Below are 21,548 nucleotides of genomic sequence, written 5' to 3'. Positions count from 1 at the left end.
AAAGGGTTTTAACTAGCCATTAACTATATGCAAATTTTAAGGTTAGATTTTTGTTTGTAGGCAATTATAGGAGAGTTTTAATGAATACTAAAACTTTGAGGAACTTTGATAATTAATTTTAAAGTAAATATAATATAAATTTTAATATAGAAGAATAATTAGTGCTAATTTTTAAAAATAAGTAAAGTTTATGAGGATTTTTACAAAGTAAAACTAAATAATAATGAAGTTTATAGGAATTTTATTAAATTAATTAAACTATTATTAATAAAATGTTTCGACTTTAAACATATTCACATTTATAGGTAAATATATTTATACTATTAAAAATTATAGGGGGCGAATATATTGTTAAAAAAAGTTCTTGCAGGGGTTTTAACTGGATTAATGGTTTTAGGAATGGTTGGCTGTGGTCCTAAAAGTCCAGTAGAAGGTGGAGGCGCTGCTAAAAATGACAAGTATAAAATAGGAATTATAACTGGTACAGTTTCTCAAGGGGAAGAAGAGTACAGAGCAGCAGAAAAAATGAAGCAAAAATATGGAGATAAAATAGTGCTTCAAACTTATCCAGACAGTTTTATGAAGGAGCAAGAAACAACAATAGCTAATACATTAACTTTAGCATCAGACCCAGAAGTTAAGGCTATAATATTTGTTCAAGCAGTACCAGGAGCATCTGCTGCTATTGATAAGGTTAAGGAAAAAAGACCTGATATGCTTTTTGTTGCAGGGGTTCCAGGAGAAGACCCAGCAATGATAGCTGGAAAGGCTGATGTAATTTTACAAGCTGATGAGCTTGGAATGGGTAAAACAGTGATACAACAAGCTAAAAAACAAGGAGCTAAGACTTTTGTTCACTACTCTTTCCCAAGGCATATGTCTTATGAGTTACTTGCTCAAAGAAGAGATTTATTCAAAAAGACTTGTGAAGAGATAGGATTAAAATTTGTTGATGCAACAGCACCAGACCCAACAGGAGACGCTGGAGTTCCAGGAGCACAACAATTTATTCTTGAAGACGTTCCAAGAAAGGTTCAAGAGTTTGGAAAAGATACAGCATTCTTTAGCACAAACTGTTCAATGCAAGAACCACTTATTAAGTCAGTATTAGCACAAGGAGCTATATTCCCACAACAATGTTGTCCATCACCATACCATGCTTATCCAGGAGCACTTGGAATACAAATTCCAGATGATAAAAAGGGTGATGTTCAATTTATAGTTAAGGAAATAGAAAAGAAAATTGAAGAAAAAGGTGGAAAAGGTAAATTCTCAACTTGGCCAGTACCTGTAAACATGTTATTTGTTGAAGCTGGAACAGAGTATGCTATGCAAGTTTTAGAAGGTAAAACTAAGAGTAAAAATGACAAAGCTAAGTTAGAAGAGGTTATTGAGAAGGTATTAAAGAGTAAAATTAATGTTACACCTTTAAAGGATGAAAAAGCTAATAAGACTTACGATAATTATTATTTATTATTATCCGATTATATAAACTTCTAGAAATAATTCTGAATTTTCTAAACAATAGTAAGGCTGTAGCTTTACTGGCTTAGAAGAAAAGTAAAATTAATCATTATTTAACTATACTTTAGAGGGGAAAAGCTTAAAGAATTAGTTTCACCAGGTAGAATCCCTTCTAAAGTACTAAATATAGAGGAGGGGGAAGCATGGAGAAAAAATATGTGCTCCGTATGGAGAACATTGAAAAAGAGTATTTTGGAAACTCGGTACTTAAAGGTGTTAGTTTAAATATAAAACCTGGAGAAATTCATGCACTACTTGGAGAAAATGGTGCAGGTAAGTCTACTTTAATGAATATTTTATTTGGAATGCCTGTAATTCATTCTACAGGCGGATTTAAAGGACAAGTGTATTTAAATGAAGAGCCTATAGCTATAAAATCTCCAAAGAATGCCATGGACTTAGGGATTGGTATGGTACATCAAGAGTTTATGCTTATTCCGGGTTTTACAGTGGCTGAAAATATAAAAATTAATAGAGAAATTACTAAGAATTCTGTTATCAGTAGAATATTTGGGGAAAATTTAAAAACCCTTGATTATAAAGCTATGAATAAGGATGGTAAGGAGGCATTAAAAACTACTGGAATTGGTATTGATGAGCTTGCTTATGTTTCTAGTCTTCCAGTAGGTTACATGCAGTTTGTTGAGATTGCAAGGGAGATAGATAAGAAGAATATTAAACTTTTAGTGTTTGATGAACCTACAGCAGTTCTTACAGAAAGTGAAGCTGAAACTTTAATTGCTGCTATGAGAAGTATTGCTAACAGTGGAATTGCTATCATATTCATCACACATAGACTGGATGAAGTTATGGAGGCAGCTGATAATATTACAATTTTGAGAGATGGACAGCTTGTTGCTACAGTAGAAAAGAAAAATACTAATGTAGTTCAGCTTGCTGAGTATATGGTTGGAAGAAAGCTTGAAATTATAAGAAAAGTAGAGGAGAAAAAAGAGTCAGAGGAAGAAGTAATTTTAAACATTGATAATTTAGTGGTAGAAATGCCGGGAGAGAGAGTAAAGGGAGTAAGTCTTCAGGTTAAAAAGGGAGAAATCCTAGGCATTGGGGGTCTCGCAGGGCAAGGTAAAATCGGTATTGCCAATGGCATTATGGGACTTCACAAAGCTAGTGGAGAGATAACTTTAGAAGGCAAACCTTTAGTTTTAAATTCACCTAAGGAGTCACTAGAAAGCAAACTTGCCTTTGTTTCAGAGGATAGAAGAGGAATTGGTCTTCTTCTTGATAATTCTATAGAGCTTAATATAGCAGTAACCTCCATGGAGATAAATGGAGAGTTCTTTAAAAACTTTGGACCTATAAAGTTAGTGGACGCTAAAAGAGTTAGATCTTATGCAAACTCTATGATTAAAGATTTAGATATAAGGTGTACAGGACCTACTCAGCTAACCAGAAGGCTTAGTGGTGGAAATCAGCAGAAGGTGTGCATTGCAAGGGCTTTAACACTAAATCCAAAAGTGCTGTTTGTATCTGAACCTACTAGAGGAATTGATATAGGAGCTAAAAAGTTAGTATTAGATACCTTAGTGAAGCTTAACAAGGAAAAAGGCATGACCATAGTAATGACCTCTAGTGAACTTGCAGAATTAAGGTCAATTTCCGATAGAATTGCCATAATCACAGAGGGAAAGGTAGCAGGCATATTAAAACCAGAGGCTCCTGATGCAGACTTTGGACTTTTAATGTCTGGTTTAAACACAGATATAAAAATAGAGGAGCAAAGGGAGGTGGAAGAGAGTCATGGAGAAAGTTAAGGATTTTACTAATAAAGTCGGGTTACCTAGGTTAATTATAGGTGGATTTTTCATACTATTATGCATTCTAGCAATTCCTATGAAGTTAAATATGGGTACTCTTTTTTCGGATATCTTAGTTAGATTTGGAATGAATGGAATATTAGTACTTGCTATGGTCCCTGGTATTCTGTGTGGAATAGGTTTAAACTTTGGTCTACCTATTGGACTTCTTGCAGGTATTTTAGGAGGGTTAATTAGTATAGAAATGAACTTAAGGGGTTTTCAGGCTTTCTTTGTAGGAACTATAATTTCTATAGTTCTTGCGGCAGTTCTAGGCTACCTTTATGGACTCTTACTTAACAAGGTTAAGGGAGATGAAATGATGATAGGAACCTATGCTGGTTTTTCAGCAGTGTCCCTTATGTGTATAGGATGGCTACTATTACCTTTTATGAGTGAAGAAATAAAGTGGCCTATTGGTCAAGGACTTAGAACTACCATAACTCTAGAGGGCAGATTTGCTAAAATACTAGATAACTTCCTAAGTTTTAGAATAGGTGGAGTTACAGTTCCTACAGGGTTAATATTAATGTTTTTACTATGTTGTTTAGTAGTTTGGTTCTTCTTAAAAACTAAAACAGGAATTATGATGACCGCAGGAGGAAATAATCCAAAGTTTGCACAGGCTTCTGCTATAAATGTAGATAGAACTAGAGTTATTGGAACAACTATATCTACAGTTCTAGGAGCAGTTGGAATTATGGTTTATTCTCAAAGCTATGGCTTTATTCAACTCTATCAAGCACCTATGATGATGGGATTTCCAGCAGTTGCAGCTGTGCTAATTGGAGGAGCTTCTACTAGAGGCGCAAAGATATCTCATGTAATCATTGGAACCTTCTTATTCCAAGGATTACTTACAGTGGGGCTTCCTGTTGTTAACTCCATGTTTACGGAGGGAAATCTATCTGAAGTTATAAGGATAATAGTTAGTAACGGTATTATAATTTATGCATTAACAAAGGCTAAAGGGGGTGGAGCTGATGCATAGTAAAGGATTATTTGCAAAGGCTAAAGGCTATATATTTAATAATATGGTTACCATATTATTTATCATTCTCTGTTTATTAGGGTTAAATTTATCAGGACAGCCTCTAACCTTAGTTTTAGATGAACTTGTAAATAGAATTGGAAGGAATTTATTTATTGTGCTATCTTTAATAATTCCAGTTATTGCAGGTATGGGGCTAAACTTTGGTATAGTTATTGGTGCTATGGCTGCACAAATTGTAATTATTGCAGTTACTCATTGGGGTATTGTAGGAATTCCAGGGTTCTTGTTATGTGTAGTTTTAACTACTCCTATAGCTATAATTTTTGGATATCTTACAGGCAAGCTATTAAATATGACAAAGGGTCAAGAAATGATAACCAGTATGATTCTTGGTATCTTTGCAAATGGTCTTTATCAGCTTTTATTCCTGTTCCTAGTAGGAACTGTAATTCCAATGAAGAATCCGAAGCTTATGATTAGTGGAGGTGTAGGAATAAAAAACACTGTAGACTTAAATGGTGGTATAAAATATGCCTTGGATGATTTATGGAGGCTTTCTCTTTATGAATTAACCTACTATGTGGCATTAATTATAGGAATTGGGCTTATAGCTGTTACGATTTATAGAGCAGTAAAGAAAAAAGGTATTGTTAAAAAACATGTGGTTATAGCAGTTTTAAGTTTGGTTATAGTATTTATATGTCAAATTCCATCTGTTGCAACTGTGTTATTTTTCGTAAAAGTACCTATGATTAGTATGGTTATATTAGTTATACTCTGCGCATTTAATGTGTTTATATTTAAAACAAAGCTTGGTCAAGACTTTAGAACTGTAGGTCAAAGTGGCGTAGTGGCAAATGCTTCAGGAATAAATGTTAATAAGACAAGAATTAAAGCTATAATTATTTCTACTGTTCTAGCAGCTTGGGGACAAATTATATTCCTCCAAAATATTGGAACCTTAAACACCTACGGAAGTCATGAACAAGTTGGTATGTTTGCTATAGCAGCTATACTAATAGGAGGAGCTTCTGTATCTAAGGCTACAAATAAACAAGCTTTACTTGGAGTAATTTTGTTCCATACTCTCTTTGTGGTATCGCCAACAGCAGGGAAGAATTTATTTAATAATGCTCAAATAGGTGAATACTTTAGAGTGTTTGTAGCTTATGGAGTTATTTGTGTATCCCTTGCTCTTTATGCTTGGAAGAAGATTGTAGAAGATAAAAGAGATTTAAAAATGTAGATATTAAAGATTAACTCCCTATGAAAAGCATCTTTCATAGGGAGTTTTTTAGAATAATTTATTCAACGGTAACTTACATAGATTCATTAAGATCAGAAAACTCCAAAACTATCTTTTCATTATAGTTAGGATTTTCAATATCTAAAGAAGTAGTTGCAACTTCACTGTCTTGTGGCATAGTTACTGGAAGTTCAAATGTAAAAGTAGAGCCCTTTCCTTCTGTGCTTACAACATAAATACTACCCTTGTGAAGCTCCACTAGGGACTTTACAAGAGATAGTCCAATACCGCTACCTTGTTTATTTTTATGAAGTGAGCTATCTACTTGAGTGAATCTATTGAAAATTTCCTTTTGCATTCCTTTAGGAATTCCAATACCATTATCTTTTACAGAAATTTTTACTGAGTATTTTGAACAATCCATATTAACTAAAATTGTTCCGCTCTCAGGAGTGAATTTTGCTGCATTAGAAAGAAGATTAAGCATTATTCTTTCTATTTTATCGGAGTCTACGGGCATATAAAGCTCTTCTTCATTAGTGTCAAAAACTAAGTTTATTCCCCTTTGATCCATGTACTCTGCAATGGAAAGGGTAATTCCCTCAACTACTTCAATTATGTTTCTTGTTTCAAGTTGAAGATGAAAGAATCCTGAATCAATTTTTGTTACGTCGATGAGGTTGTTTATTAATCTTAAAAGTCTATAGCCGTTTTGCTTCACATAAAAAGCCTTTTCCACTAAAGAAGGATCTTTGAAGGTAATATCTCCCTTAGTTTTATGCATTTCTAAAAGTTGTAGTCCAGATAACATAACATTGAGAGGTGTTCTTAATTCATGAGATATATTAGCTAAAAATTCAGTTTTCATTTTATCGTATTTTATAACTTCTTCATATCGTTTTTTCTCATAGTTTATTCTTGTAATACTCCTAACCTTTTCATTAGTTTGATAAATTATTATAATAATGCAAATAACTATTAAAATTCCTAGGACGATCATAGTTGTGTAAAAAATGTTACTATTGAAAGTTGGCTGATTTTTAATAACACTATTTTGAGGAAGAATATTTTGGGAAATTTTGCTTTTCACCAGCTCATAATAATTAAAAACAAACATACCACCAGTATCATGAACTGGATGAATAGATTTAGGAGCTTCTCCTTTTAAAACTCTTAATGCAAGTTTACCTAATATTTTTCCATGTTCTGTTCCAGATAAAACATATCCGCCTATAATGTTAGAGTCGAAGTAACCTCCATTGGTAGAATAAATTGAACAATCAGAACAATCAGAACAATTCTTAATTGTTGTTATTACATCACCATAAGGTATTAGGAAGTTATCCTTAGTCTTAAAATTTCCAACTAAAAGATGTACTTGTGGTGATGGAAGCTCTTTAAGCTTGGAAGAAATGTTTTCTAGATAATCATCTTTTATAAAATTAAACTTCACATTAGTAGACCAATAAGCTAAGGATGACTTTATGTCACTTTCTACAGTAGAGGAAAAAGCAGAGTTGTTTAATATCACATTAATTTGCTCTACGTTAGAGTGCGCACGTAACATTAAGTCTATTAATGAGTTTATATTATAATGTTCTACAACCCCAGTATAGGTATTGTAGGGGAAACGGAAAAGTTTGCCGGCACTATTTATGCCACCATAAACTACAGGAACTTCCCCAAAAATATTTTTCCCGTGAGTAGAAAAGAAAGTTAAGGCTTCATCATCTATGACAATTACTAAGTCAAATTTAGTATTCTTGTACTTAAGTGTTAAAAGTTCCCCTTGAGCATCTGTATATTTCTTATCTTCGTTGGAAATAGCTAAGTATTCAACTTTATATATAGGTTCAATATTTTCATCCTTCAAAGATTCATACAATCCTTTTAGGACGTTGGTTTCCCAATATTCATTTTGCTCATAGGAAGTAAGGACTAAGATATTTTTAACTTGACCTGTAAAGGCTGAGATGGGTTTAGAAGGACAAAAAATATTTACGAATATAAATAATATAAGTAAAAATAAAGAATGGTTTAGTTTTAATCCACTTAATTTTGAATGCCGTCTTGTTAGAATTTTTAAATTCTTGTACATAATTTAAATGTCCCCCAGATAATTACAGTGTATGACAAAATTATATCATGAGTTATGGGGGTGAACACAAGAGGTTATGACAAAATTTTAGTTCAATTTATAACATTATGAATATTTCAAATAAATATAGTGACATGGAGTGAGTGCATAACTATGAAAAAACTTATACAGCAGTTATTTAAAACAAGGCATTTCGAAAAAACTACAAAGCCAATTAGTTATTTTAATATAAGAATAAAAAATATAACTCCAAACCATTTCTTAAGTCTTGTGGACGCAAGAGTAGAAGGTAAGGAATTTAATAAGACTACAGGGGTATTAGAACTAAGTTTTTCAGATATAGCCTATATTGGGTGCATCTTTAAAGAAGTAGATTTTAGAAACATTAGGTTTTCTAATGTGTTTTTTGAAAATTGTGTTTTTCAGCTTTGTAAGTTTCAACGTTGTAATATTGGTCATGAAAGTTTTATGGAGATTTTTGGTGGATGTATTGAAAGAACTTCTTTTTATAAGTGCAATTTAAATGGAATAATTATAAAAAGGTGTAAGCTTAATGTTACTTCCTTTAAAGATACTTTTATGGCGAGATGCAACTTAATAGGAAATAGCTACAATGCTGTAAGATTTATTGATGATTGTAATCTTATGGACTGTATAATTAAGAACACTAGCTGCTCCATGGATATATTCTTCTTGAATCAAAGAGGGTACACTAGAGTAAGCTATGGATCTTATATAGGACCTTTTAATTACAAGGACAACTATTATTGCCTAAGAAATAAATCAACCCATCCTTGTGGTAAGAAGGATTTAAACATAGCTAATAGCTATATGGCTTTTGGAAATCAATACCTTAAAAATGACATACAAGATAAGTATGGAGAGTGTTTTTATGAGAGTAAAAAAGCTAAACACAGAACTTTACGAGGAATAAAAAAAATAGTGTCTACCTCGTCAAATTTTGTCTGCGGTTATGGGGAAAAGCCTTATAGAAGTTTTGGTGTTTCTTTACTTATAATACTTTTTTGTGCAGTTATTTATTTATTTACAGGAATAGAAACTAAGACAGGCGTAATTGATTATCATAATTTATCTATGCCCGAGGGAGTTTTAGTCTTTTTAAAGGACTTTCTTTATTCTATTCATTTTAGTATAGTTACCTTTTGTACAGTTGGTTATGGAAATTTGGTTCCTCATAGTATGATAAGTATGTATGTTGCTAATTTAGAAATTATAGCAGGAGTAATAATGGTAGCTATTTGGACTTCAACTTTAGTAAGAAAAATGACTAGATAAACTGAACTGTGCCAATATATTCTAATGAGTTTAGAGAGAATTTATGGTATAATATTATATATAATTGTAACTTGATGTCGTATTTTAGAATAGGTTCTAGCTAAAAGTTTATCGTGATTGCATAGTTTGAAATAAATTTGAAGCAGTTCCTAGTTAATAATTTTTATTTAAAAAAATTTAGAGCAATTTACTAGAAATAAAAACCTTATTCAGTTATAAGGCTTAATGAAAAATTTTAGTAACAGCGTTCATTGTTCAAGGGGGTGAAGTTTTGAGGCTAAAGCAAACTAATACAAGCAAATTTAAAAATGGAAGATTTTTTATTCTTCAAGGAGAAGAAGGTACTGGAAAAACCTATGAAGCTATTAATAGGGCTGCTTATCTAAGTACAGATTATTGTTTATATAGTGATGATAATATATTGTTTATAACTAATGATGAAAAGGCTAGTATAAAGGATAAATATAATAACTTAAAGGACAATAGCAGTAATTTGACTTTTTTTAGCGCAATAAATAACTCTTTTGAAGTGCTATCAGTTAAGGAGTTAATCCATAGCTATTTTAATAATTATAAGAATAAAACTAACAAAAATTATAGTTTTATTGAAGGTATGGATGAAAGAGAAAATGTACTTTTAGAAGCCATTGCAAAAGTAAAAGAAAAATATACAAAGTCTAAGCTTCTAAAAAAAGAAAATGCTAAATTTATTCTTGAGGAAATTGATTATATAAGAGCAAATTATTTAGATACGGTGGAAGAGTATCAAAGTTTTGTGAGAAAAGGAAGAGGTAAAAAGCTTCCTAAAAACTCTTCTTCTAGAGAGGCAATATATGAAGTTTTAAAAACCTATAAGGCTTTATTAGAAATGCATAATTGGGTGGATACACTTCATGAGGAGATGTTGGCTTTAGAAGCAGTAAGAAAAGTAGGTAGTAAGAAATACACACATATATTTATAGATAATAGTGAAACCTTATCAAAGCTCCAGCTTAAGATGATTAGGGAGTTATTAGAAAATAAAACCTACAGTAACTTTATTTTAATTCTAAACAAAGTGGACAATCTTTTAGAGCATTCCTACTTTAATAGTCATAAATCCATTAAGGATATAGATAATAATAAATATAAGACTATTAAATTCAAAGAAAAGCTAGAAAATAGAGAGATGTGCTTAAGTGTAGGTTCGGATGCAGAGGTTAGCCTTAAGAAAGCTATGACTAAGGAAGAAATAGAGTTAAAGGATTATACTTCAAAGGTTGAAAACTTTCATAGTGATATGAATGAAGAAGAAGTTTCTAATGAAAGTTTTACGCCTATGGTTAAGCAATCTGCCATAGAAACAAAAGGAAATGATGAGAAGAATAAAATGAGAAATTTATACATGGATTATTTTAATTATAAAGATATAAGACATAGAATGGAATATGACTTTGCAGTGGATAGTGGAAGCTCTAGAGAAGTAATACTAGATCCTAATGGAAGTGGAGAAACTCTCAGTGAGGATGAATTAAGAGCAGTACCTGTTTATAGTGACATTGCAGCAGGGGAACCAATTCTTATTAGTGATGAGTTTGAAGGAAACTTTAGTATCCCAACTTATTGGCTTAAGGGGGTAAAGGATGCCTTTATGTTAAAGGTTAAAGGTGATAGTATGATAGGAGCTAATATCCATGATGGTGACTATGTACTTATAAGGCAACAAACCATTGCAAATAACAATGATATTGTTGCAGTTGATTTAGATGGTAATGCTACTTTAAAAAGACTTTCCATTAAAAAAGATGGTATATTTTTAATTCCTGAAAATCCAAAGTATGACCCAATAAAAATAGAAAGTGAAGATGCTATGATTATGGGAACGGCTATTGGAGTAATAAGCAGAAGATAAAAAATCCTCTGAGGACATTTCCTCAGGGGATTTTAGTTTTAGAAGTAGCTTGGAGCATTTTTACTCCAAGGAGCCTCTGCTAAGATTTGAATTTCACAATTTCTAAGTTAATTCTCATCTAAATCAATAATTATAATGTTACTTAATGTAAATAAGGTACAAGTATTTTTTTTCGCTGTGGGTTCACAAGTTTTATTGTTAGGGGGATTAGAAATAGAATCATTCGCATTATTACAAGTACAATTCTCACCACAATTGCAGCCACTGCCACAGTTACAGCTATCCTTCTTGCAAGTGTAATCACTGTTATTTTTACAGCTTCCAATTTTGCAATTACAGGTGTCATGGTCAGGGTTTAGTTGTGTATTATCCAGATTGCTCATTTTTTTCTTCTCCTTCATCTTACTGTAACTTATGGGTATACTATATACTATGGAAAAAGTGAAAATTTGCTTATGATAAATGGATTATTATAAGGGTTTTGCTGTATAATGGTATTAGCGTATATTCTATAATAAGAAGGGAAGATTTTTTATGTTACAAAGGATTAGATTAAATCTAGAAGCAGTGGAAGCTATGCTATATTACTGGCAAGCAGCTAGCGAAAAGGACAATATTGCAGAAAGCTTTTTTTATGATGTAGCTAAGATGCCAGCATTAAGTGCGGCTTATGATGAAGAATTTGATGCAGAATCAGTTAGAAGAGCTTTAAGTGCTATAAAAAATAGAGAGCGTTTCACTGGCACTAAAAAAGAAAAGAAATTTTGGAACAATAATATGTGGATGATGGAGGATTTAGAATACACTAAATCTATGGCGAATCCTCTAAAGAGACTAAATTTAGATTCTTTAGTTTCAGAAGTTAAGGATGTTAAAGGCAGCGAAAACTTTGAAGAAATAGAAGTAATTTTCTCACCACTACACTCTGATGAGTATATAATTTTAGGAAACAAACTAATTATAAACTTCTTTAGAATAAAGCCAAGTGATGTAGATGAGAACACATATATTGGAGAAAAAGAGTTAAAAGAATATATAAAAGAAAAAATAAAAGAGTTATTAAGCAAGTAAGATAAGCTAACTTATAAAGCATAAGATAATTAATGAATATAAGGTAGTAATAAACATAAAGTAATTTAAGAAAATAGTTTAGCAAAATAATTAAATTAAAGTGTATGAGAGACTAGGATATAAAGTTATAATCCTGGTCTTTTCTATTATAGATAAATTTTAAATTAAGTATGGATTTTAGCAAAAGTTTGCAAGCTTCAAGTCGGCTAGCATCTATAAATGATAGTTGATTAGATTAGGAAAATTTCTTTGGTGTAACAAAGTTCCGTTGTTTAGTCTGAATCTGTTTTCAAGGTTGTTAGACCTTATGCAGCTTACTGGAACTTTAAAAAGCTGTTTTGCATATTTCATAAGCCCTTTAATGTAGGTTAAAGGCTAATAATCTACAGGGAGGTTTGTGAAAGGTTTATTTAAGTAGATTTCATATTGACTTTTCAGTAATAAACTAATAGAATATTATAGGATTAGTTAGGAGGCTAAATAATTATGGAAGATGATGAATTAAGATTAGGCTATTGGCTTAAGCTTGTAACTAGAAAAATGACAGGCTACCATGATGCAAGACTTTTAAAATATAATATTACTGGTGCTCAACTTGGAGTGTTAATTGAACTTTGTGGAAGAGAAGGTCAATCTCAAAGAGAAATTCAACAAATACTCGAGATTAAGCCTGCAACCTTTACTGGATTAATATCCTCTTTAGAAGAAAAGGGGCTTATTAAAAGAGTTCATGACAATGAAGATGCTAGGGTCAATAGAATATATCTCACAGAGGAAGGGAAAGCCATAAAAGAAGAAAGCTTTAAGGAATTCCTCCATGCAAGGGATGTAATGTTTAAAGGTTTTATGAAGGAAGAGCAACAATTATTAGTTTGCTGGCTAAAGAAAATGTACAATAATTTAGAGGAAAGATAAGGTGATTAAATGGATAGAACAATGGAATTAGGACAAGGATCAGTAGGGAAGTTGCTTTTAAAGTTTTCCATTCCTGCAATTATAGGAATGATTGTAAATGCACTTTATAATATAGTAGATAGAATTTTTATAGGACAAATACCAGGTGGGGTTGGGGAACTTGCTCTTTCAGGAGTAACAGTAACTTTTCCAATGTCTACAGTAATTATGGCTTTTGGAATGCTAGTGGGAATAGGTTCAGCAGCATTAATATCCATAAGACTTGGGCAACAAAAGAAAGATGAAGCAGAAAAAATCCTTGGAAATGCACTTATGTTAGTTATTATAATTTTAGTAGCCTTAGCAATAATAACTTTCCCGTTTTTAGATAAGCTATTAGTTGCCTTTGGGGCTAGTGAAAAGATTTTACCTTATGCTAAGGAGTATATTCAAATCATTATAGCAGGTGGGGTAATTCAAAATATAGGCTTTGGTCTTAATGCTGCTATAAGATCAGAAGGAAACCCTAAGATTGCCATGCTTACAATGTTACTTGGTGCTATTACTAATACGGTATTAGATCCAATTTTCATCTTTGTTTTTGACATGGGAGTAGCAGGAGCGGCTATTGCTACAGTTATAGCTCAGCTTGCAAGCACAATTTGGGTATTGTACCATTTTACAAAGGGAAAAAGCACACTTAAACTTAGAAAAGAAAACTTTAAATTAGATAAAGAAATAATAAAAAGCATTTTTGCTATCGGTATGTCTCCATTTTTTATGCAGCTTGCTGCAAGCTTAGTTGGAGTAATATCTAATAATGCTCTTTTAACCCATGGGGGAGACTTTGCAATTGGTGCTATGGGAGTAATATCAAGTGTAGCAATGATGTGTTTAATGCCTGTATTTGGAATAAATCAAGGCTCTCAGCCTATTATTGGATATAATTATGGAGCTAAAAACTATAAAAGAGTTAAGAAGGCCTGGATGCTTGCGGTTATTGCAGCTGTTGCTATAACTACCACTGGATTTTTAGTAGTAGAGCTTGCAGCCCCAAGTATTATAAAGATATTTAATAGCAATGCTGATCTTGTTGCAATTGGAACCCATGGCATTAGAATTTATCTTTCTATGCTTCCAGTTATAGGGTTCCAAGTTATCAGTACAAACTACTTCCAAGCAGTAGGAAAAGCAAAAATATCAATGTTTTTGAGTCTTGTAAGACAAGTAATAGTATTAATACCATTGCTTTTAATTCTTCCACCAATCTTTGGATTAAATGGAGTTTGGATTTCAGGACCAACTTCTGATGCGGTTGCTTCTATAATTACTGTATTCTTTGTAATGAGAGAATTAAAGGAACTAAAGCAACAGGAGATGGAAACTAGGGTAGCATAAAAAACTGAAGACTTTTAGACAGGATTTCCTGAAGAAGTTTTACGAGAAAGTGTAGAAATAGAGATAAACTAAAAGGTGTGCATTTGCACACCTTTTGCATTTTTGTATATCAATTTACGGCTCAATACAGAAAATTACCTAGTTAATCAATTTTTTCTTTAGTTTGTCTATTTTCTTTTCTAAAGTATGGATAGTTTTAAAGATATCCTCGTACTCTTTAAGGTCAATATCTCCACGTTTAAAATCTTCATATATTCCTGAACCAATGTCATAGAAAAGTTTTTTTATGTCTCCCTCTATGCTGTGAATTTCATATTTTAACTTTGAGTTTTCAATAAGATTGTTAGTACCCTTTGCTAGTTCCTCTACCCCTTCAGACAAAGTACCTAATAGTTTATCCCAGTAGCTTCTATCCTTCATTTTCATCACCCTTTGTTACGTATAATAGATTACAAGAAAGTCTTTCTAAAACACCTTAAATGCTAAAAGCTTACTAGGTGTTTAAATAGGGCAATCATGTAATATTACTATATAAGTATTCATTTAACAGAATTTGTGTACCTTACTTGGAAGCTTAACTGCAAACTTAAAGTTTAAATTCTATAAATACTTAAGTTTTAGCACCTTTATAAACTAATAAAAGTGAATACAAATTTTATATACGCACAATTATTATCTTAAGCAGCTCTAAATGTAAAGATCTACTTTCTACAATACATGAAAGGCTACATTACTCTAAGCGGCGAGCTTTTTTCTTTTTATATGACAACCAACTCATTTTTAGTGAAGAATATAACCCTACAGCTGCTGAGCCATAAAAACCACCCATAAAAAGACCAGCACTTAAATCCCCTCTATGGCTAAGAAATATTGATATTATAAAGCCAATGATTGTTGCAATGGCTGGAAAATATTTGCGTGGTATTGGAAACAACTTAAAACACTGTGTTAGTATAACAGTTAAGGGAACTGCAATAATTGCATCCCAAAAGTTAGTATGTATATCTGGAAAATTCATTTTACTTATCCTTTCATAGTTGATTCTTAAAGTTAAACATGTAAATATTATATGTTCTTCATAACTAAATATTAATTTTTACTAGTGTACCCTAAAATGGAGATATATTACTTTATATTTAGAAATATCTTTATAGCATATTTTTGTAGAAATTTAAACTAGCTTTTATCTATAATATATGGAGATAGAGAATATTTACCTTTTAATAAAAAAATAGCTGTAGTATCATATTATATAGAAAATAAATTTTAAACCTTATTACTATAAATAAATACCTTATTCGTGTATAGTGTTAAGGTAGTTCTTTTAATCATTTAATTTCAAGAATTAAGGTTTAAACATACAATTTTAGGATGGTGACAATGGTATGGATAAAAAGAGTTTAAGTATAGGTTTTTTTGATTCTGGAGTTGGAGGCTTAAGTGTTTTAAGAGAAACTATTAAGCTTATGCCTAATGAAAATTATATATATTTTGGGGATTCAAAAAATGCTCCCTATGGAGTGAAAACTGTGGAGGAGGTACAAAAACTAACCTTTAATGCTGTAGAGTTTTTACTTTCAGAGGGGGTTAAAGCTATTGTTATAGCTTGCAATACTGCTACTTCTGCAGCTATTGAGGAACTAAGGAGCTTTTATAAGGATATACCTATTATTGGAATAGAACCAGCATTAAAACCTGCAGTAGAGCTAAATAGAGAAGGGGCTGTGGTAATTATGGCAACCTCAATGACTTTAGCTGAGAAGAAGTTTAATGCACTTCAGGAGAAGTATAAAGAGGAAGCTAACATTGCACCTCTTCCTTGTGGAGGGTTAGTGGAATTAATTGAAGGTGGAAATGTAGAAGGAGAGCCAGTAGAAAATTACCTTAGAGAAAAATTTAAAGAAGTAAAGAGCCATAGAGTAGGGGCCGTAGTGTTAGGATGCACTCATTATCCTTTCGTAAAGGGAGCTATATCAAAGGTGTTAGGTGAAGATATACCTGTAATAGATGGTAGTGACGGCACTTCAAGGCACCTAAAAAAGGTTTTAGAAGATAATAATTTATTAAATCCTCATGGTAGTAAGGGTACTGTGAGCATATATAATTCTTTGGATAGTGAAGCTATAATTTCTTTAAGCTATAAATTATTAAACCTATAAGCTAACAATTAAATACAATAAAGTCTAGCTTTAAAGGATAAATGAATTTTAAGCTTATAGCGTATATCAGGAAAAATGGTTATTTACAATTGATGGAATATATGAAGTTTTAAATAATTTAAGAAAATCCTTAACCAAAATGGACCTGGTGGAATACTCTATAGTATAGACAAACTCTAAAGCTAAGAAGTTTTAATTTATAACAAACTAGTAAAAAGTGAACTTACCTTTAAAGGTAAGTCACTTTTTTAGCTATTATTAATGAATAAATATATTTCCAGTAAGCTCATTATTAATTAGGTAATCTTGCAGTAGCTTCATTTTAATAGTAATTTTGAAGGAAGTTTTTAAGTCTAAAGATTTTATCATGTAAAGGATTTTCACATGAAGACTTTGAGGCTTATTCTTTCAGGGTATAATTAAAATTTCTAGCAAAAATAAAAAAATAGGGTGATAAGGGTGAGGATTTTCAAATTTTCTAAAGAAAATAACCACGGTAACGATGGGGAGTTATTTGAAGTAAAAATCACTAAGGATAAGGAATTTAAAAGTGTGCTTCTTACAAATCCTACAGATAGCAACTGTATTTACATTATTGATGGGATTACGTTGATAAACAAACTTAATCTTAATGTATCTAGGCATAACGAAGTGAGATTTTATGGTTATGAGAATTTTAAAAGTGTAGATAGTGATTTTAGTTATGATTCCTTAAAAATTAAATTTAGATTACATGAAATGGAAGGTTCGGACAAGCTACTACTCCACAAAACTAGTATGATCCAGGATTCTATTAATAATTTGATAGAAGAAGATTATTTTTTAGTGTTACCAGGAGGAGCTCTTTCTATTGAATTTCCTAATGAGCCACGAGATGTTTCCTTTAATTTAGTGGTAGCAAAAGAAATGCTATAAAATTTAGAAATAGACCAGGAATATTACTTCCAGGTCTATTTTAATTAAAACAGGAATAGTTTTATAGGATTCAAGGAAGTATACCTTCTGTGAGGAATTAATTTTCTTTAATACAAGAAAATATGAAGGGTGAAGGGTAATTGTCATTCTAAAATATTACCAAAATTTAAATATATTTAAAGATTATATTTGCATAATTATGGTATAATAAGTAATAAACTATAAAAGTGTACAAAAGATACATAATAGGTAGGAAGCTGTTGATTAAGTTAGCAGACCTAAAGAATTGCGAGTAAGGAAAGGTAGGAATTTATATGAATCCAATAGTTACATTTGAAATGGAAAACGGAAAAATAATGAAGGCGGAATTATATCCAGAAATAGCTCCAAATACAGTTAAGAATTTTATAAGCTTAATAAAAAAAGGCTTTTACAATGGATTGATTTTTCACAGAGTAATTCCAGGCTTTATGATACAAGGTGGATGTCCAGAGAAAAGTGGAATGGGTGGTCCTGGATATTCTATAAAGGGAGAATTCTCAAGTAATGGGTTTAAAAATGATCTTAAACATTCAACAGGAGTTCTTTCAATGGCAAGATCTCAACATCCAGACTCAGCTGGAAGCCAATTTTTTGTGATGGTAGCAAATTCCCCACATCTTGATGGACAATATGCTGCTTTTGGAAAGTTAATTGAAGGTCAAAGTGTGGCTGATGAGATTGTAAGCACAAAAACAGACTTTAGAGATAGACCTTATGAAGAACAAGTTATGAAAGCGGTAACAGTAGATACTTTCGGAGTAGACTACCAAGAGCCAGAAACATTATAAAGTAGGTCCTGAAAGGGAAAAGGAGTAAGATATGAATTTGCTTGATAAGAAGGTTATTTTAACCTTTGCTTTAGATTTAGAAGAGATTAATACTTTAAATAGTCACTTTGAAAAACAAGGAGCGAAGCCTTGTGTTATAATAGAAAATTCTATGGCACATAAAACTTTAGAGGAAATTCTCGAGGATAATGAGGCAACAGAAGTAAAAAGAGAAGAACCATTGCCTAAAGAAAAAATTGTAATATTTAATGGGTTTGATGATGGAACCCTTCAAAGAGCAGTTACTGAAGTGAGGACTATATTATCAAGCCGTCCGATTTTAGCTACAGTAACTCCTATATCGATGACCATGAAATTTAAAGATTTATTAGAACATTTAGTTGAAGAAAGAGAATTTCATAGACAAAACTCCAAGAAAAAAAATTAGCAGCTAAAGTCTCCTAGAATCTAGGGGACTTTTTTATACTGATTAACCAAATTTATGATATAATATAATAATTAAAAACTTATTACTTAAGCTTATGAGGAGAAGATATTATGAGTGGAATAGGTGAAAGAATAAAAAATGCCAGAAATGCCAAGGGTATGACACAAAAGCAATTAGCTAAGAAACTAGGAGTTGCTGAAAGCTTTATTAATGAGGTAGAGAGTGGAAGAAAAGTTGTAAATGAAAACCTTATGGATAGAATAGGTAAAGTTTTAGGTGGAGACCTAGAGGATATGAGTTCCATGATGAATACTCTCATTATGGAAGAAGAAAAGGTAAAGATAGCACCTAAAAAGGTTAATAAGCCAGTGGAGGCAATTAATGATGTTTGGAATGATGCTTTAGGCTCAGTTTTAAAATCTGTTGGGATATATGGCTATGACTTAAGTAAATCAGTAGGAAAAAAAGAGTTGCCTATAATTTCAAATAAGGTTGAAGGTTTTGCACAGGATAAGGTTCTATATCTTCAAATAGAAAATGATGATTTAATTGGACTTAGAATAGCTAAAGGTGACTTAGCTTTTGCAAATCTTACTTCAGAAATAGAAAACAATGCAATTTGCTTAATTGATCACAATGGAGAAAGAGTGTTGAGACAAATTAAGAAATTAGATGCTAATAAGATATTGTTAATTAGCAACAGAGGGTCTTTAAGAACAGAAACAGTAAGTCCCAAGGACATAAAGGTTATTGCAAAATTAAACAGACTAGAAATAAAGCTATAGATAAAGTAGCTTAAGAAACATATTAACAAAACTATAAGAGTTATATAAAAATAAAATACAAATATGAGCTAAAACTTCATAAAAATCATGCACAAATTTTCACTCCCTATGATAAACATATCATAGGGAGTTTTTTCGCTGGGGGGAGTTTATGGAAGAGTTCAATCTAAATATAGAAAACTTATCACCAGGAACAATTGAAAGAGAGAGTTCAAATAGCCCAATATGTAATGAAGCTTATTATAGTGAAGATTATCTTAATTATTTAGTTGAATTTGAGGGCGATATATCAGGTCAAATAGAAAAGTTAGATTATGTTTGTGCCTTTAGATTCTCACCTTTTTACTATGTGGCAGCAGTTAGAAATGGCATGCTTCCAAGACTTTTTCAAGATGTTCCTGGGATTATTAATGCAGATACTAGTTTGCCCTACACACTAAGTGAAGTGGAGCCTGTGGTTGCAGCTAATATTACAAAGTTTCATGGAAATGCTTTCTTAAACCTAAGGGGTGGTGGCACAGTAGCAGCAATTATTGACACAGGAATAGATTATTTAAATCCTCAGTTTAGAGATGACAATGGTAACACAAGAATAATAGCTATTTGGGATCAAAGCATTCCAGGCACAGCTCCTAATCCAGATGTAGGTTATGGCACAGTATATACTAGGGAGCAAATTAATGAAGCAATTAGAGCCTACGAGAATGGAGGAGATCCATACACCATAGTTCCTCATAAGGATGAAATTGGCCATGGTACTCATATAGCAGGTTTAATTGGAGCAAAAGGGCTAAATGGAGTTGTTGGAGGGGCACCAGATTGTAGTTTTGTTGTTGTTAAACTAAAGCAAGCAAAAACAGTAGCCTTAAAACTTGCTGGCATAGGTGAGAGGAAGGGTGTCATATATGAAGGCTTAGATTATTTAGAAGGCATTAGATATGTAGCTAATTTTCAATCGAGAATAGATAGACCTATGGCAGTATTACTAAGCTTAGAAACTAACCTCTCCGGTCATGATGGAGTTTCTTCACTAGAGAGATTTATAAATTACTTTGCAACTAGAAAGGGATTGGTTTTTATAGGTGGGTCAGGAAACCAAGGTGACAGCGACACCCATGCAGGTGGGGTTTTCACTAAGAGTCAACAGTTAAGAACCGTAGAGATCTTTGTGGATGAAAATGAAAATAATTTAGTATTTGTTGTTTGGGTAGGCAAGCCTGACAGAATTTCTGTGGGGGTGGTATCACCTAGTGGAGAAATTATAGACCCGATTTCTCCAAAGATAAAAACAGAGGAGAGCTTTAATTTGGTTTTTGAGGGAAGCACCGTGCTAATAACAAATAACATACCTGAAGACACCACAGGAGATCAATATATCTTTGTAAAGATCCTAAGACCTAAAGGAGGAATATGGCAATTAAGGCTCAGAGGAGAGTATATAGTTATAGGGGATTATAATATATGGCTACCACAAAGACCGCTTCTTCAACCCTTAACTAGATTTTTAGATGCAAGTCCTTATATAACAGTAACTACCCCTGGTACTTCAAAGTCAGTAATAACCACTGCATTTTATAATCAAAATAGCAATACTATTCTTCCAGCTTCTGGAAGAGGACCTACAAGATTAGGTGAAATGAAGCCAGATATTGCTACAGGAGGATTTATGGCAACCACTGTAGGGCTTAGTAATACTACAGTTGAAGTTAGTGGTTCTAGCGTAGGTGGTGCTGTACTTACTGGAGCTGTTTTGCTTTTACTAGAGTGGGGTATTATAAAAGGAAATGACCCTGCTATGTATGGACCAACAGTGAAGTCTTATCTTACAAGGGGAGCAAGAAGAAGGCCAGGGGATGTATATCCCAATACGGAATGGGGTTATGGACTTCTAGATTTAGAAGGAACCCTTGAGAGCTTAAGAGCTGGAGATAGCAGGACAGTTTATAGGGAAACAATAGAAAATCAAATGAAGCTATGGAATTTAAATAAAAATATTACTTATAGTTTAAACGAAGCCTATTATAGTGAAGAGTTATCTGTGGATATGTTTTTAAGTGTACCTATTAGCTTGTATTCAAGGGTTACTCCTAAGTAGAATTCTTATACTTAGGGAGCCAATGGCATTACTCCATTTATAAAATAATTCATATTTACATTCTTAAAATTTTGGTGGCGAATAAGATAGCTTTTACTCTGAAACTTTATA

The 21,548-nt window shown here is 32.1% G+C and carries 19 protein-coding genes; 15 read left to right on the top strand and 4 right to left on the bottom strand.

Features of this window, described 5'->3' with window-relative positions; all coding sequences use genetic code 11:
* Nucleotides 1-348: 348 nt before the first annotated feature.
* The 4 genes from C661_RS0109260 to C661_RS0109245 all read left to right on the top strand — a co-directional run bounded on the left by C661_RS0109260 (nucleotide 349) and on the right by C661_RS0109245 (nucleotide 5,578).
* The gene (locus C661_RS0109260; RefSeq protein WP_017415036.1) at nucleotides 349-1,500 is read left to right on the top strand and encodes a DUF3798 domain-containing protein; all 1,152 of its coding nucleotides are present in this window, start codon (nucleotides 349-351) and stop codon (nucleotides 1,498-1,500) included.
* 167 nt (nucleotides 1,501-1,667) lie between these two features.
* On the top strand, nucleotides 1,668-3,296 hold the full coding sequence (locus tag C661_RS0109255; protein WP_017415035.1) for a sugar ABC transporter ATP-binding protein: 1,629 nt from the start codon (nucleotides 1,668-1,670) through the stop codon (nucleotides 3,294-3,296).
* On the top strand, nucleotides 3,283-4,329 hold the full coding sequence (locus C661_RS0109250; RefSeq protein ID WP_017415034.1) for an ABC transporter permease subunit: 1,047 nt from the start codon (nucleotides 3,283-3,285) through the stop codon (nucleotides 4,327-4,329). Before C661_RS0109255 ends, C661_RS0109250 begins: the two co-directional genes overlap by 14 nt.
* Nucleotides 4,322-5,578 carry an ABC transporter permease subunit gene (locus C661_RS0109245; RefSeq protein ID WP_017415033.1) on the top strand — a complete coding sequence of 419 codons (1,257 nt, stop codon included), beginning with the start codon at nucleotides 4,322-4,324 and terminating at the stop codon, nucleotides 5,576-5,578. The genes C661_RS0109250 and C661_RS0109245 overlap by 8 nt, the downstream gene beginning before the upstream one ends.
* A 73-nt stretch (nucleotides 5,579-5,651) precedes the next feature.
* Here C661_RS0109245 and C661_RS23635 read toward each other — a convergent pair whose 3' ends face one another.
* Nucleotides 5,652-7,676 (bottom strand): sensor histidine kinase, encoded by a 2,025-nt coding sequence (locus C661_RS23635; RefSeq protein ID WP_017415032.1) that lies wholly within the window; start codon nucleotides 7,674-7,676, stop codon nucleotides 5,652-5,654.
* 153 nt (nucleotides 7,677-7,829) lie between these two features.
* Between C661_RS23635 and C661_RS0109235 the strand changes: the two genes are divergently transcribed.
* Together C661_RS0109235 and lexA are read left to right on the top strand one after the other, a co-directional pair.
* Nucleotides 7,830-8,972: an ion channel gene (locus tag C661_RS0109235; protein WP_017415031.1), complete on the top strand. Its 1,143-nt coding sequence runs from the start codon at nucleotides 7,830-7,832 to the stop codon at nucleotides 8,970-8,972.
* 271 nt (nucleotides 8,973-9,243) lie between these two features.
* Nucleotides 9,244-10,863, top strand: coding sequence for a transcriptional repressor LexA (lexA, locus tag C661_RS0109230; protein ID WP_017415030.1), 1,620 nt, complete (start codon nucleotides 9,244-9,246; stop codon nucleotides 10,861-10,863).
* A gap of 107 nt (nucleotides 10,864-10,970) precedes the next feature.
* Here lexA and C661_RS0109225 read toward each other — a convergent pair whose 3' ends face one another.
* The gene (locus tag C661_RS0109225; RefSeq protein ID WP_017415029.1) at nucleotides 10,971-11,246 is read right to left on the bottom strand and encodes a hypothetical protein; all 276 of its coding nucleotides are present in this window, start codon (nucleotides 11,244-11,246) and stop codon (nucleotides 10,971-10,973) included.
* A 151-nt stretch (nucleotides 11,247-11,397) separates the two neighbouring features.
* Between C661_RS0109225 and C661_RS0109220 the strand changes: the two genes are divergently transcribed.
* The 3 genes from C661_RS0109220 (at nucleotide 11,398) to C661_RS0109210 (ending at nucleotide 14,226) form a co-directional block, all read left to right on the top strand.
* Entirely contained in the window at nucleotides 11,398-11,934 is a 537-nt protein-coding gene (locus tag C661_RS0109220) for a TDE2712 family protein (RefSeq protein WP_017415028.1), read from the top strand.
* A gap of 486 nt (nucleotides 11,935-12,420) precedes the next feature.
* On the top strand, nucleotides 12,421-12,849 hold the full coding sequence (locus C661_RS0109215) for a MarR family winged helix-turn-helix transcriptional regulator (RefSeq protein ID WP_017415027.1): 429 nt from the start codon (nucleotides 12,421-12,423) through the stop codon (nucleotides 12,847-12,849).
* A gap of 9 nt (nucleotides 12,850-12,858) precedes the next feature.
* Nucleotides 12,859-14,226 carry an MATE family efflux transporter gene (locus C661_RS0109210; RefSeq protein WP_017415026.1) on the top strand — a complete coding sequence of 456 codons (1,368 nt, stop codon included), beginning with the start codon at nucleotides 12,859-12,861 and terminating at the stop codon, nucleotides 14,224-14,226.
* A gap of 138 nt (nucleotides 14,227-14,364) precedes the next feature.
* On the opposite strand, the gene C661_RS0109205 is transcribed toward C661_RS0109210, so the two are convergent.
* Nucleotides 14,365-14,646: a hypothetical protein gene (locus C661_RS0109205; protein ID WP_017415025.1), complete on the bottom strand. Its 282-nt coding sequence runs from the start codon at nucleotides 14,644-14,646 to the stop codon at nucleotides 14,365-14,367.
* Nucleotides 14,647-14,956: 310 nt separating this feature from the next.
* On the bottom strand, nucleotides 14,957-15,244 hold the full coding sequence (locus C661_RS0109200) for a hypothetical protein (RefSeq protein ID WP_017415024.1): 288 nt from the start codon (nucleotides 15,242-15,244) through the stop codon (nucleotides 14,957-14,959).
* Nucleotides 15,245-15,611: 367 nt separating this feature from the next.
* On the opposite strand from C661_RS0109200, the gene murI reads away from it, so the two are divergent.
* The 6 genes from murI to C661_RS21610 all read left to right on the top strand — a co-directional run bounded on the left by murI (nucleotide 15,612) and on the right by C661_RS21610 (nucleotide 21,437).
* Complete coding sequence (murI, locus tag C661_RS0109195) at nucleotides 15,612-16,385, top strand: glutamate racemase (RefSeq protein WP_017415023.1); 774 nt, start codon at nucleotides 15,612-15,614, stop codon at nucleotides 16,383-16,385.
* A gap of 459 nt (nucleotides 16,386-16,844) precedes the next feature.
* Entirely contained in the window at nucleotides 16,845-17,300 is a 456-nt protein-coding gene (locus tag C661_RS0109190; protein ID WP_017415022.1) for a hypothetical protein, read from the top strand.
* Between the two features lie 314 nt (nucleotides 17,301-17,614).
* Nucleotides 17,615-18,130, top strand: a complete 516-nt coding sequence (locus C661_RS0109185; RefSeq protein WP_017415021.1) for a peptidylprolyl isomerase — start codon at nucleotides 17,615-17,617, stop codon at nucleotides 18,128-18,130.
* Between the two features lie 31 nt (nucleotides 18,131-18,161).
* Complete coding sequence (locus C661_RS21615) at nucleotides 18,162-18,557, top strand: DUF3783 domain-containing protein (protein ID WP_017415020.1); 396 nt, start codon at nucleotides 18,162-18,164, stop codon at nucleotides 18,555-18,557.
* Between the two features lie 110 nt (nucleotides 18,558-18,667).
* Nucleotides 18,668-19,342, top strand: coding sequence for a S24 family peptidase (locus C661_RS0109175; protein ID WP_017415019.1), 675 nt, complete (start codon nucleotides 18,668-18,670; stop codon nucleotides 19,340-19,342).
* A gap of 151 nt (nucleotides 19,343-19,493) precedes the next feature.
* Nucleotides 19,494-21,437 carry a S8 family peptidase gene (locus tag C661_RS21610; RefSeq protein ID WP_020480142.1) on the top strand — a complete coding sequence of 648 codons (1,944 nt, stop codon included), beginning with the start codon at nucleotides 19,494-19,496 and terminating at the stop codon, nucleotides 21,435-21,437.
* The last annotated feature ends 111 nt before the right edge of the window (nucleotides 21,438-21,548 follow it).

The sequence above is a fragment of the Clostridium tunisiense TJ genome, assembly GCF_000300195.1.
GTDB lineage: Bacteria > Bacillota > Clostridia > Clostridiales > Clostridiaceae > Clostridium_J > Clostridium_J tunisiense.
This window is presented reverse-complemented; position numbering and strand designations above follow the sequence as displayed.

Excerpts from the sequence above, each read along its gene's own strand:
- C661_RS0109255 (WP_017415035.1), top strand. The coding sequence starts at position 1,668 with ATGGAGAAAAAATATGTGCTCCGTATGGAGAACATTGAAAAAGAGTAT.
- C661_RS0109250 (WP_017415034.1), top strand. The coding sequence starts at position 3,283 with ATGGAGAAAGTTAAGGATTTTACTAATAAAGTCGGGTTACCTAGGTTA.
- C661_RS0109245 (WP_017415033.1), top strand. The coding sequence starts at position 4,322 with ATGCATAGTAAAGGATTATTTGCAAAGGCTAAAGGCTATATATTTAAT.
- C661_RS23635 (WP_017415032.1), bottom strand. The coding sequence starts at position 7,676 with ATGTACAAGAATTTAAAAATTCTAACAAGACGGCATTCAAAATTAAGT.
- C661_RS0109235 (WP_017415031.1), top strand. The coding sequence starts at position 7,830 with ATGAAAAAACTTATACAGCAGTTATTTAAAACAAGGCATTTCGAAAAA.
- C661_RS0109225 (WP_017415029.1), bottom strand. The coding sequence starts at position 11,246 with ATGAGCAATCTGGATAATACACAACTAAACCCTGACCATGACACCTGT.
- C661_RS0109220 (WP_017415028.1), top strand. The coding sequence starts at position 11,398 with ATGTTACAAAGGATTAGATTAAATCTAGAAGCAGTGGAAGCTATGCTA.
- C661_RS0109215 (WP_017415027.1), top strand. The coding sequence starts at position 12,421 with ATGGAAGATGATGAATTAAGATTAGGCTATTGGCTTAAGCTTGTAACT.
- C661_RS0109210 (WP_017415026.1), top strand. The coding sequence starts at position 12,859 with ATGGATAGAACAATGGAATTAGGACAAGGATCAGTAGGGAAGTTGCTT.
- C661_RS0109205 (WP_017415025.1), bottom strand. The coding sequence starts at position 14,646 with ATGAAGGATAGAAGCTACTGGGATAAACTATTAGGTACTTTGTCTGAA.
- C661_RS0109200 (WP_017415024.1), bottom strand. The coding sequence starts at position 15,244 with ATGAATTTTCCAGATATACATACTAACTTTTGGGATGCAATTATTGCA.
- murI (WP_017415023.1), top strand. The coding sequence starts at position 15,612 with ATGGATAAAAAGAGTTTAAGTATAGGTTTTTTTGATTCTGGAGTTGGA.
- C661_RS0109185 (WP_017415021.1), top strand. The coding sequence starts at position 17,615 with ATGAATCCAATAGTTACATTTGAAATGGAAAACGGAAAAATAATGAAG.
- C661_RS21615 (WP_017415020.1), top strand. The coding sequence starts at position 18,162 with ATGAATTTGCTTGATAAGAAGGTTATTTTAACCTTTGCTTTAGATTTA.
- C661_RS0109175 (WP_017415019.1), top strand. The coding sequence starts at position 18,668 with ATGAGTGGAATAGGTGAAAGAATAAAAAATGCCAGAAATGCCAAGGGT.
- C661_RS21610 (WP_020480142.1), top strand. The coding sequence starts at position 19,494 with ATGGAAGAGTTCAATCTAAATATAGAAAACTTATCACCAGGAACAATT.